Raw genomic sequence first — 16,535 nt, 5'->3', positions numbered from 1 at the left:
CTCCTTATTCAGCTGGCACAGTGCCGCCATTCAGCGCAGCCTTGTCGGCAGCGATGATTTCGGCCTTGGCGTCTTCGTAGGCATGGTGTTCGGCGTAATCGAGACCTTGCAGCTCGACCTCCAGCGGGATCCGCAGCACGCCGGCCGCGGCCTGCATCTTGGAGATCACAAAGGCCGGCAGGAAACCGAGCACGAAGAACATGATCACAGCGCCAATGGTCTGGCCAACCGGGTTGACGGTGGCATAGCCCTCATAAGGCGAACTCGGCGCGCCCCACAGCAGGAAGCCTGCGATGATCAGGCCCACGATGCCGGAATAACCGTGCACAGCAACCGCACCGACCGCATCGTCGATCTTGAAGGTCCGCTCGACCCAGTAGTGCAGCTTGTAGACGATCACGACACCAACCGCGCCGACCAGCATCGCCTGGATCGGGTGGTACAGGTCGTTGCCAGCAGAGGCGGTGATGATCCCCGCCAGACCGCCTGAGAAGGTCCAGAACGCATCGCCCTTGGACACCACATAGGCTGCCATCAGACCGCCGGACAGCGACATCAGGAAGTTGAAGGTGATCGCAGACAGCGAGGTCGGCGCCAGATAGATGTTAGTCGCCGTCCATGTTTCGCCGGTCAGCAAACCGCCGATTCCTTCGGGCGAAATCGCCGGGATGTTGCAGGCTGCGTAGAACCCCCAGAAGCCGGAGTAGATCAGGAAAATCCCGATGGTCAGCATCCATGGATTATGCGGCGGGATATCCCGCGGCGTGCCGTCAGCAGCGAACTTACCCAAGCGCGGGCCCAGCACCATGATGACGCCCAGCGCATAACCGCCGGCAATCGCGTGGATGACGCCGGATGCATAGGCATCGTGATAGCCAAGGTATTTGACCATCCAGCCCTCGGCATGCCAGCCCCAGGCCGCGTCGATGATCCAGAACACCGAGCCGATCATGACCGCATGCACCCACAGCGCGGAGGAGCGGATCCGTTCAATGACCGCACCGGACACGATCGAGGCCGCGGTCCAGGAAAACAGCAGGAACGCCGCCCAGAACACACCTGTGATCCGGTCCGACAGGTTGGTGCCCATATTTTCCGACCACGGCAGGTTCGCAGCGCCCGCATCATGATTCAGCCCGCCAAAGAACGGGAAGTTCGGGAACGACCAGTAGATCCACCAGCCGAAGAAGAAGAAGGTCACCGTGACTAGCGGAATGATCATGATGTTCTTCATCAGTGTATGCATGTGGTTGCGGTGACGGCTGGCGCCGACCTCATACATGCAGAACCCCACGTGAATGAGGAACATGAAGACAACGGTCACCCAGTAATAGAACTCGGTGAACACCGTCGTTAACGCATTCAGATTTCCATCCAATGTTTTGCCCTCCTGTTGGCATAATCCCGGGCATTTTTGCCTCTTGGGAAAATTATTTTCCTATATTATTGGGTCTCAGGGGGGTGAGCTGTCAATAATCATGTGAAAAATTGTTACCTTTAGGGAAATTGCAGCAGCCCGAAAACGGCGCCTGCCACTCCCGATGCGACCTCTAAGCCTCGGACTTTGAAGGGCTAAACACCTGCCGCAGCGCAACAGTTTCAGGCAGGAGAGCGGGGAAGGAAGAGCCACCCGACCCACGGGAGCAGTGCCAATTTGCGACGGAAAGTCGCGAATCTCCGGCACATCTGCGCAACGATTCTCACTCCCGACGGGCTGCCTGAGGCCCATCGCACCTCCAAGCCGAAGACCAAGAAGACCGTTTCAGGCCAATTCATGCCGCAAACACGTTCAAAAACCGCCTTTTAAGAGAAATCTTTTTCCTGATAGGAATAATCGTTGACATGAGCCCTCCTCCCTTGGCTAACTGGACCGGACCAAAGGAACCAAATCAAGAGTTTTGGTCCGCACCAATAGGGAGACGCAAACAATGGCCATCATCTGGCGGACTTCAGCACTGGCGCAGCGCCACAAGGAAATCGGCGGCGAGCTGGAAGATTGGAACGGCATGGGAACCGCCTGGTTCTATGACCACACCCCCGAGCGCGCCAAGGCCGACTATGAGGCGGTGCGCACCAAGGCAGGCCTCATGGACGTGTCCGGCCTCAAGAAAGTCCACGTCGTGGGCGAGCACGCCGCCCAGGTCATCGACCGAGTCACCACCCGCAACGTCGAAAAGATCATGCCAGGTCGCTCCACCTACGCCTCGATCCTGAATGAGCAGGGCAAGTTCGTGGATGACTGCATCATCTACCGCCTGTCGGTGAACAGCTGGATGGTAGTCCACGGTACCGGCACCGGCATGGAGCAGCTCAGCACCGTCGCCGCCGGCAAGAACTGCTCGGTTGTGTTCGACGACAACCTGCACGACATGTCGCTGCAAGGCCCCGTCGCCGTGGATTTCCTGGCCGAATTTGTGCCCGGCATCCGTGACCTGGCTTATTTCGGCATCATCCAGACCAAGCTGTTCGGCTGCCCGGTGATGATCTCGCGCACCGGCTACACCGGCGAGCGCGGCTATGAAATCTTCTGCCAGGCGAAGGATGCGGTGCACCTCTGGGACAGCATCCTGGACAAGGGCGCGGGGCTGGGCATCGTTCCAGTGCAGTTCTCCACCCTCGACCTGCTGCGCACCGAAAGCTACCTGCTGTTCTATCCGGGCGACAACTCCGAGACCTACCCGTTCGACGATGAGCCCTGCGGCGACACCCTGTGGGAACTGGGCCTCGAGTTCACCGTCTCTCCGGGCAAGACCGGATTCATCGGCGCGGAGAACCACTATGCCGCCGAAGGCAAGGAACGCTTCAAGATCTACGGCGTCATGCTGGAAGGCACCACACCGGCAGATGAAGGCGCAGACCTGCTGCAAAACGGCGAAAAGGTCGGCGTGGTCACCTATGGAATGTACTCCGACGTGAACAAGCACAACGTGGGCATCGCCCGGATGCCGGTGGCTTGCGCCAAGCCCGGCACCGAGTTGACCGTCCGCAACAGCGACGGCACCGAGATCCCCGCCACCGCCGAAGAGATGCCCTTCTACGACAAGGACAAATCGATCCGCACCGCAAAGGGCTGATCCGGATCCCGGGCGCTCCCGTTCGGGGGCGCCCGCTTTCGTTCACCTGGACTGCAGGAAAAGCGACCCACATGTCTAAGACCGAATTCCCCCCTTCAATCACCAGCCGCCCGGTTTACGGTGAGCTTGAGGCCCGCTCCGGCAGCGGCCACCTGATGATCGCCGACGCCGAAGGCGCCGAGGCAATCCTCGATCTGGCCGAATCTGCGGACAAGGATTTCTGGGCCAAGGCCCATGTCATCTACATCCCCAAGAAAACCGGCACCAAATACAGCAGTCAGCTCGAAGAACTGGGTGCGGGCCAATACTATGCAGGCCCCTCTTATGAAGCCGCGCAAAGCCGCATCCGCCGTGCCCTGCAGGATTGCCACATGGGCACCCAGGTATATCTGAGCGGCACCGAAAGCCTGATGGGCCAGGCCATGGCCGAGGCCACAGCTGCCGGCATCCCGCACACCGCGATCCAGACCGAGCACCGCGGCTCCACCGCGCGGCGTATGCAATGCGTGCACTGCAAAGGCATCACCGAAGACGTCACCACCGACCCCTTCGAATGCAGCCACTGCGGCCTCAGCCTGTTTGTGCGCGATCACTATTCGCGCCGCCTCGCCGCCTTTCAGGGCGTGCGGGTGGATGCCGAGGATCCGGGCAACATTCCCGAGAAAGTGGAGCTGTTCAAATGAGTGCTGGCACCGCAAAACTGAATGTCACCGTGGCCGAGGTCAAACCAATCAATGACCTTGTCACCCGTTTCAAATTCGTCCGCACCGGCGGCGGCGACCTGCCCACCTTCTCGGGCGGGGCGCATACCGTGGTGGAAATGCAGGACGGCGACATCACCCGCCTGAACGCCTATTCGCTGATGTCCAACCCGGCCGACCGCGGCGCCTATACGATCTCAGTGCGGCGCGACGATCAGGGCCGCGGCGGCTCCAAGTTCATGCACAACAAGGTCAAAGAGGGCATGGAGATGGTGATCTCCAACCCGGTGAACCTGTTTTCGCTGGATCTGCGCGCGAAGAAACACCTGATGCTGGCCGGCGGCATCGGCATCACCCCCTTCATGGCGCAGATGCACCAGCTGTCGATGATGGGCGGCAATTTCGAGCTGCACTATTCGGTCCGCACAGCCTCTCTCGGCACCTACGCCAAGGAGCTGGCAGAGCGCTACCCGGGCAAGGTGCACATCTACCATGACGACCAGAAAGAGGCGATCGACCTCAAGACCCTGCTCGCCAACCAGCCGCTGGGCACCCATGTCTACGTCTGCGGCCCCAAGGGCATGATCAACTGGGTTCATTCCACCGCCGGGGAGATGGGCTGGCCGCGCGAGGCGGTGCATTCCGAGGAATTCCTGGCACCTGCCTCAGGCAAACCGTTCGAGGTCAAATGCGCGGTCTCCAACAAGATCGTTCAGGTCGGCGAGCATCAATCGCTGCTCGAAGCGCTGGAAGCGGCCGGCATCGACGCCCCCTACCTCTGCCGCGGCGGCGCCTGCGGCCAGTGCGAAACCAATGTCATCGGCTACGACGGCAAGTTCCTGCACTATGACCATTGGCTGACCGACGAGCAAAAGGCAGGCGGCAAACACATCATGCCCTGCGTTTCACGCTTTGAAGGCAAAACCCTGGTCCTGGACCGCTGAGGGAGACAGATATGACCATTCAATTCAACGACGAAACCTTCCACGGCGACTTCACCTTCAAGAACTCGGACTGGGCGATCAAACGCTTCCCCTTCCCGTTCCACGAAGACAGCTACATGTATTCGGTGAACATGGAGCCGCACACCTCCTACCGGCCCGGCTCGGTGTTTGAACGCACCTTCGACGTGGATGAGCACTATGTCTCCGAAATGAAGGACCGCGCCCGGGTGCTGGCAAACGACCCGCTGCGCTGCCAGTCGCTGCCGCATATGACCCTCGCGGGCTGGGACCTGGTCGAGCTGATCATGGAAGCCAAGGCGCGCGAGTATCCGGACCTGTTCGAACTGCACAAGGACGGCAACCGCTGGCGCTGGATCAACAAGCCGCTGGGCATCGACGACACCTTCACCTTCCTCGATGAAAGCACCCTGCCCTACGGCCCGATGGAATACATCACCCGCCAGACCCAGGGCGACTTTGCGGTGCTTGACCAGCGCGACGACAACCTGTGGATGGATGCCGGCATGGTCACCACCCAGGCCGATTGGTCGCTGGATTTCGACATCGGCATGAACTTCTTCGAATGGCACGCTCCAGTGCCCAAGGCGCATGAGATGGGCATCTTCGTGCGGGCGCTGAAGTTCCTTCTGAACATCCAGCAGGGCCAGCCCGCCCGCCGCCTGAACTGGACAATGACGGTGAACCCGCTCCTGGACACCAGCCCCGAGAACTACCACAAGTGGGGCGTGATGAAGCAGGGGCTGACGATGGAAAACATCGGCGAGAAGCAGCACCTGCGGGTCGAGTTGCAGACCTTCTTCCGCCTGCCGCGCTCAAACGCGCTGGTGTTCCCTATCCGCTGCTACCTGATCCGGTTTGAAGATCTTGTAACGGTTCCGAAATGGGCGCGCCGCCTGCACCGGGTGATCCGCGACCTGCCGGAGGAGCTGGCAACCTACAAGGGCTTCATCGACAATCGGCCGCTGATGGTCGAGTACCTGTCGCAGTTTGACGACGGCAGCCCGACCTCGGACGGCATCTGGCCCGACGACGACTGATCCCGAGCGGACTTGCGGGCCGTCCCTACCCCTGTCACTTAGGCCCGCTATACTGACTGCCGTTGCCTCTGGCTCCGGCAGTTTCTTTTTGCCGAACTGAAACAGGCTCTCCCGCCCTAGCATCAGGCCGCAGGCTGCGCCTGCCGCCCGCGCGGCGTTGGGCCGGGCAGCGCGCAAGGCGCGCTGCAGGCGGCAGCCGGCAAGGCAGCCGCAGAACGCAACCGCGCCGCGCATCGCGCGGCGCCACGCCCAACGGTGAGGGGCATCTTCTGATGCCGCGGAACCGGCGGGAGCACCGCCGCCGTGCGTCAGCTCGATTGCGGGTAGGAAATGATCGACAGATAGCGCGCCGGCAGCTTGACCAGCTCCTCGGGCCCGTGCGGCGCATCCGCGTCAAAGAACAGCGTGTCCCCAGGCTTCAGCGGAAACACCTTGTCGCCGTGCCGGTAATCCACCTCACCCTCCAGCATATAGAGCATTTCCACTCCGTCATGCTGGAAGGTCGGGAACACATCCGACTCCTCGGTCAGGGTGATCATGTAAGGCTCCACCATCACGCCAGAGGCATTGGCGCCCAGATGACCAAGCAGCTGGTACTGGTGGCCCGCCCGTGTGCCTGCGCGCTCGGTCTCCGCGCCTTCACCGGATTTGGTGTGCACCGCCTCGCGGCTCTCCTCGAAACGCCGGAAAAATGACGTGATCGGCACGCTCAGCGCGTTGGCCAGCAGCTGCAAAGTGGTCAGCGACGGCGAGGTATTGCCGTTTTCGATCTTCGACAGCATCCCGATCGACAGCCCGGTCAGGTTGGCCAGCTCCGCCACCGTAATCCCCTGCTGCCGCCGGAACGACCGAACTTCGCGGCCGATTGCCACTTCCAGAACTTTTTCTGCACCATCGCGGACCCGGTGCGGATCTTGGGAAAGGTTATTTGCCACTGCGTCACTATCGTCTTTGAGTTTAGCCACTGTGTTATCTTCCTTATGGATGGCGTCTGACAAGCGCGCAGCAGCCGATATGTAAAAACTTTCCCCAGCGCAAGGAATGCTGCGAAAATTATTTTACTGCGGTTACTCATTTTTCCCAACCCCCTACCGCCACAGGAAAGAAAATTGTTGCCGCTGCGCTGCGTCTGCCATCTGAAGTCCAGCGCCCCGTATAGCGGCCCATTTCCCGCGCCGGAATTCTGCGCAACTCAGACGGGCAGGCACACATCGCCACCCCCAAGGGAACCCCGCCCTGGCTGGTCGTTGCGGCTCGTGAACCAAAAAGGCACCAATTCTGCGGCTTACCAACGCAATGCACCGGCATGAGAATCCAAAATGGCGTAAAAACAGCAAGCTAAGACTCCTTTTGACAACCCGTGACAACACCGCAGCACAGAACCAATTCGCCTGAGCATCCTTGCTGACCTGCATTGGAACCGCTAATCTGAACACCAATCACCGCTGTGAAAAACACCTGCAAAACCGCCACCCGCTCCGGCATACGCAGCGTGTGCACAGCACTCAGGAGCAGGGATTCCCGCTCAGACAGCCCGGAACAAAGACACATCATGAGCTCAGCGGAAGACACCACCTCGCAGATCCTGACCACCCACTCCGTTGGCGCCACCGTGCAGGTGGTGATCGACACGCTGTTTGCCCGGATCAAATCCGGCACCTACCCGGTGGATACGCGGCTGCCGTCGGAACGCACGCTTGCGTCCGAACTGGGCGTCGCCCGCAATACCGTGCGAGAGGCTTTGGACGTTCTGGCCACCCAGAACGTCATCCACCGCCGTGCAGGTTCCGGCAGTTTTGTGAAATTCCGCTCCGACCCCAAGCCCGAAGCGACTTCCTACAGCTCTCTGGCAAACGAAGTCTCACCGCTCGACCACCTGGTGGTGCGCGGCATTCTGGAACCGGAGATGGTGCGCCTTGCTGTGATCAACATGACCCCGCGCCAGATCGAGGAGCTGGATCAGATCCTGTCCCGGGTTGAGGCCGTGCGCACCGATCCCGGAGAATTCATCGATGCGGAGGAGGATCTCTACCGCAAGATCGCTGAGGGCACCGGCAACCCGCTGCTGCATTCCTGTTATGAGCTGACGATCGAGGCCTGCCGCTTGTCCTACCGCACCGCACTGCGCCGCCGCCACCTGACGCCGCAGCGGATTCAGGACTATCAGAAACGCTACAACACGCTTTTCAATGCCATCGCCTCACGCGATGTGGAATCGGCGGTGGAGTTCATCAAGCTGCACCTGATCGACGAGCAGAAGCTGCTGCTGCAGGAGGCCTGAACCCGCTTAAGTCTCGACCGCGCGCGAGCTGACTTCGCTGCCCGGCGCATCGCTTTCCAGCCGCTGATGCCACAGCTGCCCCAGCCTCTCCATCTCCGCTTTCAGCAGGGTGGAATGCTGCGACAGCCAGGCGGGGATCGACTTGAAATCTGCAATCCGCGCCTTACCCTCCTGGATTGTCACCACCGGCCAATCGCCCACCAAGGCGTTGGAAATACCAAATATTTCTTCACCCCACCATTCCGCATGACCAAAGGCATGGGTGACATGACCCAACTGCTTCATTGCCGCCAGCACAGATGGCGGCGCGACCGATCCCGCCTTCTCCACCGCGCTGTGCCAGATATCCAGGATCGCCACATATTCCCAGCTCACCGCAGACCAGCTGCCCGGGAAACGCCGGTTGTATTCCTCATAGAACACATGCGGCCGGTTGAAGAAAAACGCCTTCTCCCGCAGCATCGGGTCGTCGAAATCCGGGAACTGGAACACCACACCTTCCATGAAGTCCGGCGATGTCCGCGCCACCAGCCGGTCATAGCCATCCATGGTGCAGCTGATGATCTGCCCCCTGAATCCCTTGGCATGGGCATATTCGGTCATCGCATGCACCATCGGCGCATAAGATGAGCACCAGCACAGGATATCAGCGCCGCTCTCCAGCATCGGATCCACCACAGGCACCGGATCACTGGCGCTGGGATCATACTGTATCTCCCGCAGGATCTGCAGGCCTTCGGCCTTGAACGCCGCCCGGTAGACCGCCTGCGCCGGCAGCCCCAGCAGATCGGCCTGACTGCACAGCGCAACCGTCTTCAGCTCCGGCCTGTTCTCCGCGAGCCATGCCACGCCGGTCACGTTCTGGATCGGATGCGCCTCGCTTGGCGCAATCAGATATGGCGTGTCGGGTGACAGATCGCTGGGCAGCAGGGTGGAGGTCAGCACCTTGTTGCGCATCAGGAAATCGCGCACCGGCGCGAAGGTGTCACCGCCCAGCATCAGCATCAGCTTGACGTTGTGACTCTGGACCAGTTCTACCGCACCTTCCAGCGCGCGTTCGGGATCGTAGCCGCAATCGTAGGAGTGGATCCGGATCGGATACCGGCGCCCTCCAATCAGCACCCCGCCAGCCTTATTAAGGCCGTCCTCCCAGATTCGGCAGCCGTTCAATCCAGGCAGACCCCAGCTCTCCACCGGCCCCGAAAGCGGACCAAGGAAACCAATATTCACTGATTCTGCCATCCCCACAGACAGCCGCGGCAGGGCCGCGCGGGCGGTCAGCTGGTGCACAAAACTATTCGTCGTCATGTTTGAAATCCTACCAATAAAACAACGTGTTTCCAGTCCAATTGCGCCCAAAAACATTCCGCATGTGAAAAAATGTTGACTTATTGGTGCAAGTTTGGACCTAATTGGACCAGACCAAATGATCCAAATTAGAATATTGGTCCGAACCAACGGGAGAACCAGATGACCAAGAAACGTATTGCCATCATCGGCGCCGGCCCATCAGGCCTGGCCCAGCTGCGCGCCTTCCAGTCCGCAGCCCAAAAGGGCGAGGAAATCCCGGAAATTGTCTGCTTTGAAAAGCAGGACGACTGGGGCGGCCTGTGGAACTACACTTGGCGCACCGGCCTGGACGAGAACGGCGAACCGGTGCACTGCTCGATGTACCGCTACCTGTGGTCGAACGGTCCAAAAGAAGGTCTGGAATTTGCCGACTATTCGTTCGAGGAACACTTCGGCAAGCAGATCGCCTCCTACCCGCCACGCGCCGTTCTGTTCGACTATATCGAGGGCCGGGTGAAGAAGGCGGACGTACGCAAGTGGATCCGCTTCAGCTCCCCGATCCGCTGGGTTGAATACAACGAGGACAAGGGCAGCTTCACTGTCACGGTGCATGACCACAGAAAAGACAGCACCTACAAGGAAGACTTCGACCACGTGATCTGCGCCTCGGGCCACTTCTCGACCCCGAACGTGCCGTTCTACCCCGGTTTCGACACCTTCAACGGCCGCGTGCTGCACGCCCATGACTTCCGCGATGCCCGCGAATTCGCAGGCAAGGACATCCTGATCCTCGGCGCCTCCTACTCCGCCGAAGACATCGGCTCCCAATGCTGGAAATACGGCGCCAAGTCGATCACCACCTCCTACCGCTCGGCACCGATGGGCTTCAAATGGCCGGACAACTGGGACGAGGTTCCGGCGCTGGAATCTGTTTCCGGCAACACTGCCACCTTCGCTGACGGCACCCAGAAAGAGGTCGACGCGATCATCCTCTGCACCGGCTACAAGCACTTCTTCAACTTCCTGCCGGACGATCTGCGCCTGAAAACCGCCAACCGCCTGGCCACCGCCGACCTGTATAAGGGCGTGGTCTATGCTCATAATCCCAAGATGTTCTATCTGGGCATGCAGGATCAGTGGTTCACCTTCAACATGTTCGACGCCCAGGCCTGGTGGGTCCGCGACGCGATCATGGGCAAGATCGAAATCCCTTCGGACAAGGCAACCCTGCTGGCCGACGTGAAAGAGCGGGAAGCGCGCGAGGAAGCTTCGGACGACGTCAAATATGCGATCAAATACCAGGGCGACTATGTGCTGGAACTGATCGAGGAGACGGACTACCCGACCTTCGACGTGGCTGGCGCCTGCCAGGCCTTCTATGAATGGAAAGGGCACAAGGCCCAGGACATCATGGCCTTCCGCAACAACTCCTACAAATCAGTGATCACCGGCACCATGGCCCCCGTGCACCACACTCCGTGGAAGGACGCCCTGGACGACTCGCTGGACGCATATCTGCAGAACTAGGCAGATACGCCTGCGCCGTTTTCCCCTTCCTGTACGGCGCAGGCACCTCTTCGCCGCTGTGCGAATCTTACTTCGCAAGCTATAATCCACCTCATGCAGCGCGATAACACCATGACACTCGGCTTTCTGATTTTTCCCGGCTTTCCAATGGCCTGCCTGACCTCGGCCATCGAACCCCTGCGCGCGGCAAATGAAATTGCCGGCTCTGAGACTTTCCGATGGAAACTGGTGTCCGAAACCGGCAGCAGCGTGAACGCCTCCGCCAATGTGGCGTTCCAGCCCGACTGTGCCCTGGACGAGGCCGACAGCGTCGACACCCTGTTTCTCCTGTCCAGCCCGCAAGGCAAGTTTGAGGACCCAAAGGCCTCCAACGGCAAGCTGCGCCATCTGGCCCGTCACGGCACCACCATGGGCGCGGTCTCTGGCGGGGTGTTCCCGCTGGCCCGCTCCGGCCTGCTCGACGGCCACAGCTGCTCGGTCCACTGGTGCTACAAAGCAGCCTTCACCGCCGAATTTCCGTCCCTCGCCACCGTCGATGACGTGATCGTGCTGGACCGCCGCCGGTTCACCGCCAGCGGCGCCGCCGCGATGTTCGACCTGTCGCTCAAACTGATCGAGCGCGCCATGGGCGACGCCGTGATGACAGAGGTCGCCTGCTGGTTCCAGCACCCGATGGTCCGGGCTGAAGGCGTCCGCCAGAAAATCCCCGCCTTCAAGACCGACAGCACCGCCGACAGCCTGCCGCCACCGGTCGCCAAGGCGGTTGAACTGTTTGCCGACAACCTGGAGCATCCGGTTTCGATCCGCGACGCGGCCAGCGAAATCGGCGTCTCGCCGCGCCAGCTGGAACGCAGCTTCAAATCCGCCACCGGCCAAAGCCCGGCGATCTATTACCGCACTTTGCGGATGAACGCCGCCCGCCAGCTGGTGATGTACTCCCGCGACTCGATCACCTCGATCGCGAATGCGGTGGGCTACGCCACCTCCTCCACCCTATCGCAGCACTACCGGGAAAGCTTCGGCGTAACCCCGCAGGAGGAACGCCGTAAGGTGAACCTGTTCCGGGTTCAGGACAACCGGCCGATCCCTTCCGCCTGACGCATTCGGGGCAGTTTCGCCGCAAGTCCCCGTACCACGGCCGCTGACGGCTGCTAAACTCTCCCTATGGGTGCAACCTGTTTTGAGAGGACACGGCGATGCTGACTGCAGTTGCCACATTTTTCATCCGCCGCGCAGAACGGCGGATTGGCGTTAGCCTGGATTACGTCCGCTACATCGCGCGGACGGAGCTCTCCCTGCTGTCGCGTTACAACAAGATTTTCGGCTTTCTGGACCCTAACCGCCAGGTGCCGGCAGCCGCCTACCACGCTGCCCGCCTGCGCGGGGCACTGGCCGCCGATTGCGGCATCTGCGTTGAGGCAGAGATCAATCTGGCGCGGGCCAGCGGCTTGGGTGAGCAACTGATCAACGCGATTCTACAGGCAGATTCCCAGGCCTTGCCGACAGAATTGGCCCCCGTTGTCCGGCTGGCCGACGCGGTCACCTCGCGGCGCGAAGACGACGTTGAAGCCCGAAGCGTTGTTACCGGCCTTTACGGTGATGCCGGTCTGATTGAGCTGTCATTTGCCATGAACGGGGCAGCGATGCTGCCAGGCATCAAACGCGCCATGGGCCATGCAACAGCCTGCGATCTGTCCGTTATGCGGCGCCTCTCCGCAAACCAATAGGAAAACGCCGCGCTGATTATGCGCGGCGTGCCATCTTCCTTGGAAAGATCAGATCACCGACTTCGCCGCCGAAACCAGCGCGTGATGCAGTGACCCGGCGGAAGACCGCGGGCCGATGACCGAGTACCTCTGCCCCGGCTCATGGCAGAGCAGAAACACACCCAGATGCTCCATTGACGTACGGGTGGCATCACCCGCTTTGCCCGCACGGACATTTGCATTGCACAACCGTTCCAGCACGTCAAAACAGCGTGCGCCTTCCATGCCGAAACAGCACCAGCCATCGGTTTGCTCCACCACGGAGCCCGCCTCGCCCAGCGCCTGTTTCAGCTCGCCCGCCAACAGCTCATGACTGTCATGCGGGGCAGAGACCATCCACAGATCAGGCCCCATCCACCAGGCCGCAAACTCCCCGGCCGCTCTCCAGCGTACGGGCTCCGGCAAGGCCCCGCCAAGGAAACTTTCAGCTGCGGAATGAACCGCCTCCAGCCGCCCCTGGCGCGCTGCCAATGAAGCAAGCGCCCGGTCGGTGACTTCCCGGATCAGCAGCCCGGCAAAGGCATCTTCGCGCGGCTCATGCCCGCCCAGCGGAGAGATGGCTTTGAGCCCATGATTATCAAACTTACCCACGGAGACGCTCCCCTTCCGGATCCACAAAATGCGCGCTGACAACTTCGACCTGGATTTCCTTGCCCTCCAGCGGGTTGACCGCGCGGATCACTTCCCCCTTGCGGCTGTCGCCGCGCTTCAGGAAACCAATCCCGATTGAGCAGCCCAGAACCGGCGAATAGGCGGCGGAGGTGATATAGCCCTGATCGGTAGCCGCGCTGACCTCGCCATTGGCGTTCATCAGATGCGCCCCGGCCTGTACCGGATCGGCGGCATTTACCGGTTTGAAACCAACCAGCTTCAGCGCGTCTTCCTGGTTCATGCCTTCGCGTTCGCTCAAGGTATTGCCGATGCAATCCTTCTTCTTGCTGACCATCCGGCCCATGCCAAGGTTCAGCGCCGAGGTGGTGCCGTTCAGCTCATTACCCGCCGCATGGCCCTTCTCGATCCGCATGACACCCAGCGCCTCGGTGCCGTAAGGCACCGCGCCGAACTCCTCGCCCGCTTCCATCAGCTTGCGGATCATCGCATCGCCATAGCGGGTCGGCACCGCGATCTCATAGGCCAGTTCGCCCGAGAAGGAGATCCGGAACAGCCGCGCCCGGCAGCCGCCCGCCACGGTAATCTCACCGCAGCCCATGAACGGGAACGCCTCGTTCGAGATGTCGAACTCAGGGTCCACGACCTTTTGCAGCAGCTTGCGGGCATTGGGACCCGCCACCGCGAACTGCGCCCAGGCCTCGGTGGTCGAGATCAGCTGCACATCCATGTCAGGGAACAGGCACTGGCGCGCAAACTCCATGTTGCGGTAAACCAGAACTGCGTTGGCGGTGGTGGTGGTCACCACAAAATGATCCTCGGCAAACCGCGCCGCGGTACCGTCGTCATAGGCAATGCCATCCTCGCGCAGCATCAGGCCATAGCGGACCTTGCCCACCGGCAGCTTGGCAAAGGCATTGGCATACATCTTGTTCAGGAACTCGGCTGCATCCTTGCCCTGCACATCGATCTTGCCCAGCGTGGTCACGTCGCAGATGCCAACGGAGTTGCGGGTCTGAAGCACCTCGCGGTCCACCGACTGGCGCCAATGGGTTTCGCCAGCCTTGGGGAACCACTGCGCCCGCAGCCACTGGCCCACTTCGACAAACACCGCACCCTGCTCCTCGGCCCATTTGTGGCTGGGAGTTTTACGGGTGGGGCGGAATTCCTCGCCCACCGAGCGGCCTGCCATCACACCGAAGGACACCGGCGTGTAGGGCGGGCGGAACATGGTGGTGCCGACCTCGGGGATCTGCTTGCCCGCCAGTTCGGCCATGATCGCCAGACCGCCCATGTTGGAGGTCTTGCCCTGATCGGTCGCCATGCCAAGGGTGGTGTAGCGCTTCAGGTGCTCGACCGAGCGGAAGTTCTCCTGGTGCGCCAGTTTCACGTCCTTGACGGTAACGTCGTTCTGCTGGTCCAGCCAGGCGCGGCCCTTACCTTCCTTCACATACCAGAAGGGGGTCACGTTGATGGGCGCGTCTTCGGCCTCAGGCAGCTCACCAGCTTTAGCTTCAATGCCCAGCTCGGACAGAGCGGCCACGGCCCCGTCGGCACCTGCGCGCAATGCGGCAGCGGTGGAGAAATCGCCATTGGCGGCACCGGCCACGGCCATGTTCTGCGGCAGCTCGCCCGCGGGCACAAAGGCAGCGATGTCTTCGCGCCAGGCGGGGCGGCCGCGCTGGTGGCAGGTCAGATGCACGTTCGGGTTCCAGCCGCCGGACACCGCCAGCGCACCGCAAGGCACATCGCGGGTGATACCGCTGGCCAGACGCAGGCGGACGGATTCCAGACCCAGACGGCCCCTGGTGTCGATCACCTGCGCACCGGCAAACAGTTCTGCCCCTTCGACCGCAGGCGCATCGGCGCGGGTGTCGATTACCGCGGTCACCTTCACCCCCTTGGCAATCAGGTCCGCCGCGGTGCGATGGCCGTCGTCATTGTTGGTAAAGACCGCAACCGTCTGATCCGGTGTCACCGCCCAGCGGTTGGCATAGGCACGCACGGCACCGGCCAGCATCACGCCGGGACGGTCGTTGTTTTCAAAGGCGATGGGCCGTTCCGTTGCACCCGCCGCCAGCATCGCCCGCTTGGAATAGATCCGCCACAGGATCTGCCGCGGCTTGCCCGCCTCCGGCGCCAGAACATGGTCGGCAGTGCGCTCCACCGCACCATAGATACCGTGGTCAAAGGCGCCGATGATGGTGGTGCGCGGCATCACCCGCACGTTCGGCATCGACGCCAGCTCGGCCTGCGCCTGTTCAACCCAAGCCGCACCAGTCAGATCGCCGATTCCGAAGGTTTCCGCATTCAGGCGCCCGCCCAGCAGGAAGTCTTCGTCGGCAATGATCACCTGCGCCCCGGCCCGGCCAGCCGTCAGTGCCGCCATCAGGCCGGTCGGACCGGCCCCGATGACCAGCAGGTCGCAATGCAGGAAGCCCTTGTCATAGGCATCCGGGTCCGCCGCGAAACTGATGCTGCCCAGACCTGCTGCCTTGCGGATAATGGGTTCGTACAGCTTCTCCCAGAACGCCGCAGGCCACATGAAGGTCTTGTAGTAGAAACCGGCTGTCAGGAAGTTCGAGAACCGGTCATTGATCGCCATGAAATCGTGCTGCAAAGACGGCCAGCAGTTCTGCGAGTTTGCTTCCAGCCCATCATACAGCTCTGCCACGGTGGCACGGGTATTCGGCTCCTGCCGCCCGCCGCTGCGCAGCTCGACCAGCGCGTTCGGCTCTTCCGAGCCGGAGGTCAGCGGCCCGCGCGGACGGTGGTATTTGAACGACCGGCCCATCAGCCGCACGCCGTTTGCCAGCAGGGCCGAGGCCAGCGTGTCGCCCTCGAACCCCTTGAAGCGTTTGCCGTCAAAGGTGAAGGACAGAGGCTTGCCGCCCTTGATTAGCCCGCCGTCCAGTCGGTTGACCTGAACGCCCTTGCGGGCACCGGTGCTGCCGTCAGCCTGAAAGGCAACCGAACCGGCATTTACCATTACATCGCTCATTTGCTGCGTCCCCTTGCCCGGGCCACATCTCGGGCCAGTTCGACATTCAGGATTTCATGGGTCACGGTGTTGCGGGTCACCACCAGCCAGGACCGGTCGCCCTGCTCATGGAACCACAGCTCGCGGTGCGCGCCCGCCGGGTTGTCGCGCAGATACAGGTAGTCGCAGAACTGATCCGCTGCATTGTCGGCCTGCCAGTCCGGCCGGTCGATCAGGCTGGCGTCCCCCAGATAGGTGAACTCCTGGCTGTCCCGCGGCCCGAGGATCGGATGGTTGATAATCAT

14 protein-coding genes are annotated in these 16,535 nt (G+C 61.4%); 8 read left to right on the top strand and 6 right to left on the bottom strand.

Going from position 1 to position 16,535, the window contains the following annotated elements:
* Positions 1–4 precede the first annotated feature (4 nt).
* Positions 5–1,378: an ammonium transporter gene (locus N6L27_RS18950; protein ID WP_029204636.1), complete on the bottom strand. Its 1,374-nt coding sequence runs from the start codon at positions 1,376–1,378 to the stop codon at positions 5–7.
* Between the two features lie 550 nt (positions 1,379–1,928).
* Between N6L27_RS18950 and N6L27_RS18945 the strand changes: the two genes are divergently transcribed.
* The 4 genes from N6L27_RS18945 (at position 1,929) to N6L27_RS18930 (ending at position 5,777) form a co-directional block, all read left to right on the top strand.
* Entirely contained in the window at positions 1,929–3,074 is a 1,146-nt protein-coding gene (locus tag N6L27_RS18945) for an aminomethyltransferase family protein (RefSeq protein WP_271908934.1), read from the top strand.
* Between the two features lie 71 nt (positions 3,075–3,145).
* Positions 3,146–3,757, top strand: coding sequence for a dimethylamine monooxygenase subunit DmmA family protein (locus N6L27_RS18940; RefSeq protein WP_271908933.1), 612 nt, complete (start codon positions 3,146–3,148; stop codon positions 3,755–3,757).
* Positions 3,754–4,719 (top strand): PDR/VanB family oxidoreductase, encoded by a 966-nt coding sequence (locus tag N6L27_RS18935; protein ID WP_271908931.1) that lies wholly within the window; start codon positions 3,754–3,756, stop codon positions 4,717–4,719. Before N6L27_RS18940 ends, N6L27_RS18935 begins: the two co-directional genes overlap by 4 nt.
* 11 nt (positions 4,720–4,730) lie before the next feature.
* Positions 4,731–5,777 (top strand): heme-dependent oxidative N-demethylase family protein, encoded by a 1,047-nt coding sequence (locus tag N6L27_RS18930; RefSeq protein WP_271908930.1) that lies wholly within the window; start codon positions 4,731–4,733, stop codon positions 5,775–5,777.
* Positions 5,778–6,085: 308 nt separating this feature from the next.
* Here the strand turns inward: N6L27_RS18930 and N6L27_RS18925 are convergent, their stop codons facing one another.
* Positions 6,086–6,742: a helix-turn-helix domain-containing protein gene (locus tag N6L27_RS18925; RefSeq protein WP_271908929.1), complete on the bottom strand. Its 657-nt coding sequence runs from the start codon at positions 6,740–6,742 to the stop codon at positions 6,086–6,088.
* A gap of 587 nt (positions 6,743–7,329) precedes the next feature.
* On the opposite strand from N6L27_RS18925, the gene N6L27_RS18920 reads away from it, so the two are divergent.
* Positions 7,330–8,058, top strand: a complete 729-nt coding sequence (locus N6L27_RS18920) for a FadR/GntR family transcriptional regulator (protein WP_271908928.1) — start codon at positions 7,330–7,332, stop codon at positions 8,056–8,058.
* 6 nt (positions 8,059–8,064) lie between these two features.
* On the opposite strand, the gene N6L27_RS18915 is transcribed toward N6L27_RS18920, so the two are convergent.
* Positions 8,065–9,366 (bottom strand): ABC transporter substrate-binding protein, encoded by a 1,302-nt coding sequence (locus tag N6L27_RS18915; protein ID WP_271908927.1) that lies wholly within the window; start codon positions 9,364–9,366, stop codon positions 8,065–8,067.
* Positions 9,367–9,528: 162 nt separating this feature from the next.
* On the opposite strand from N6L27_RS18915, the gene N6L27_RS18910 reads away from it, so the two are divergent.
* From N6L27_RS18910 to N6L27_RS18900, 3 genes are all read left to right on the top strand, one after another.
* Positions 9,529–10,875, top strand: coding sequence for an NAD(P)-binding domain-containing protein (locus N6L27_RS18910; protein WP_271908926.1), 1,347 nt, complete (start codon positions 9,529–9,531; stop codon positions 10,873–10,875).
* Positions 10,876–10,968: 93 nt separating this feature from the next.
* Positions 10,969–11,973 (top strand): GlxA family transcriptional regulator, encoded by a 1,005-nt coding sequence (locus tag N6L27_RS18905; protein ID WP_271908924.1) that lies wholly within the window; start codon positions 10,969–10,971, stop codon positions 11,971–11,973.
* Between the two features lie 98 nt (positions 11,974–12,071).
* Positions 12,072–12,602, top strand: a complete 531-nt coding sequence (locus N6L27_RS18900; RefSeq protein ID WP_271908923.1) for a hypothetical protein — start codon at positions 12,072–12,074, stop codon at positions 12,600–12,602.
* A 48-nt stretch (positions 12,603–12,650) separates the two neighbouring features.
* Here N6L27_RS18900 and N6L27_RS18895 read toward each other — a convergent pair whose 3' ends face one another.
* The 3 genes from N6L27_RS18895 to N6L27_RS18885 are packed head-to-tail and all read right to left on the bottom strand — an operon-like array spanning position 12,651 to position 16,535.
* The gene (locus N6L27_RS18895) at positions 12,651–13,232 is read right to left on the bottom strand and encodes a sarcosine oxidase subunit gamma (RefSeq protein WP_271908922.1); all 582 of its coding nucleotides are present in this window, start codon (positions 13,230–13,232) and stop codon (positions 12,651–12,653) included.
* On the bottom strand, positions 13,225–16,251 hold the full coding sequence (locus N6L27_RS18890; protein ID WP_271908921.1) for a sarcosine oxidase subunit alpha family protein: 3,027 nt from the start codon (positions 16,249–16,251) through the stop codon (positions 13,225–13,227). Before N6L27_RS18890 ends, N6L27_RS18895 begins: the two co-directional genes overlap by 8 nt.
* Positions 16,248–16,535, bottom strand: a complete 288-nt coding sequence (locus N6L27_RS18885) for a sarcosine oxidase subunit delta (protein ID WP_271908920.1) — start codon at positions 16,533–16,535, stop codon at positions 16,248–16,250. The genes N6L27_RS18890 and N6L27_RS18885 overlap by 4 nt, the downstream gene beginning before the upstream one ends.

This window comes from Leisingera sp. SS27 (assembly GCF_028368855.1).
Classification (GTDB): domain Bacteria; phylum Pseudomonadota; class Alphaproteobacteria; order Rhodobacterales; family Rhodobacteraceae; genus Leisingera.
This window is presented reverse-complemented; position numbering and strand designations above follow the sequence as displayed.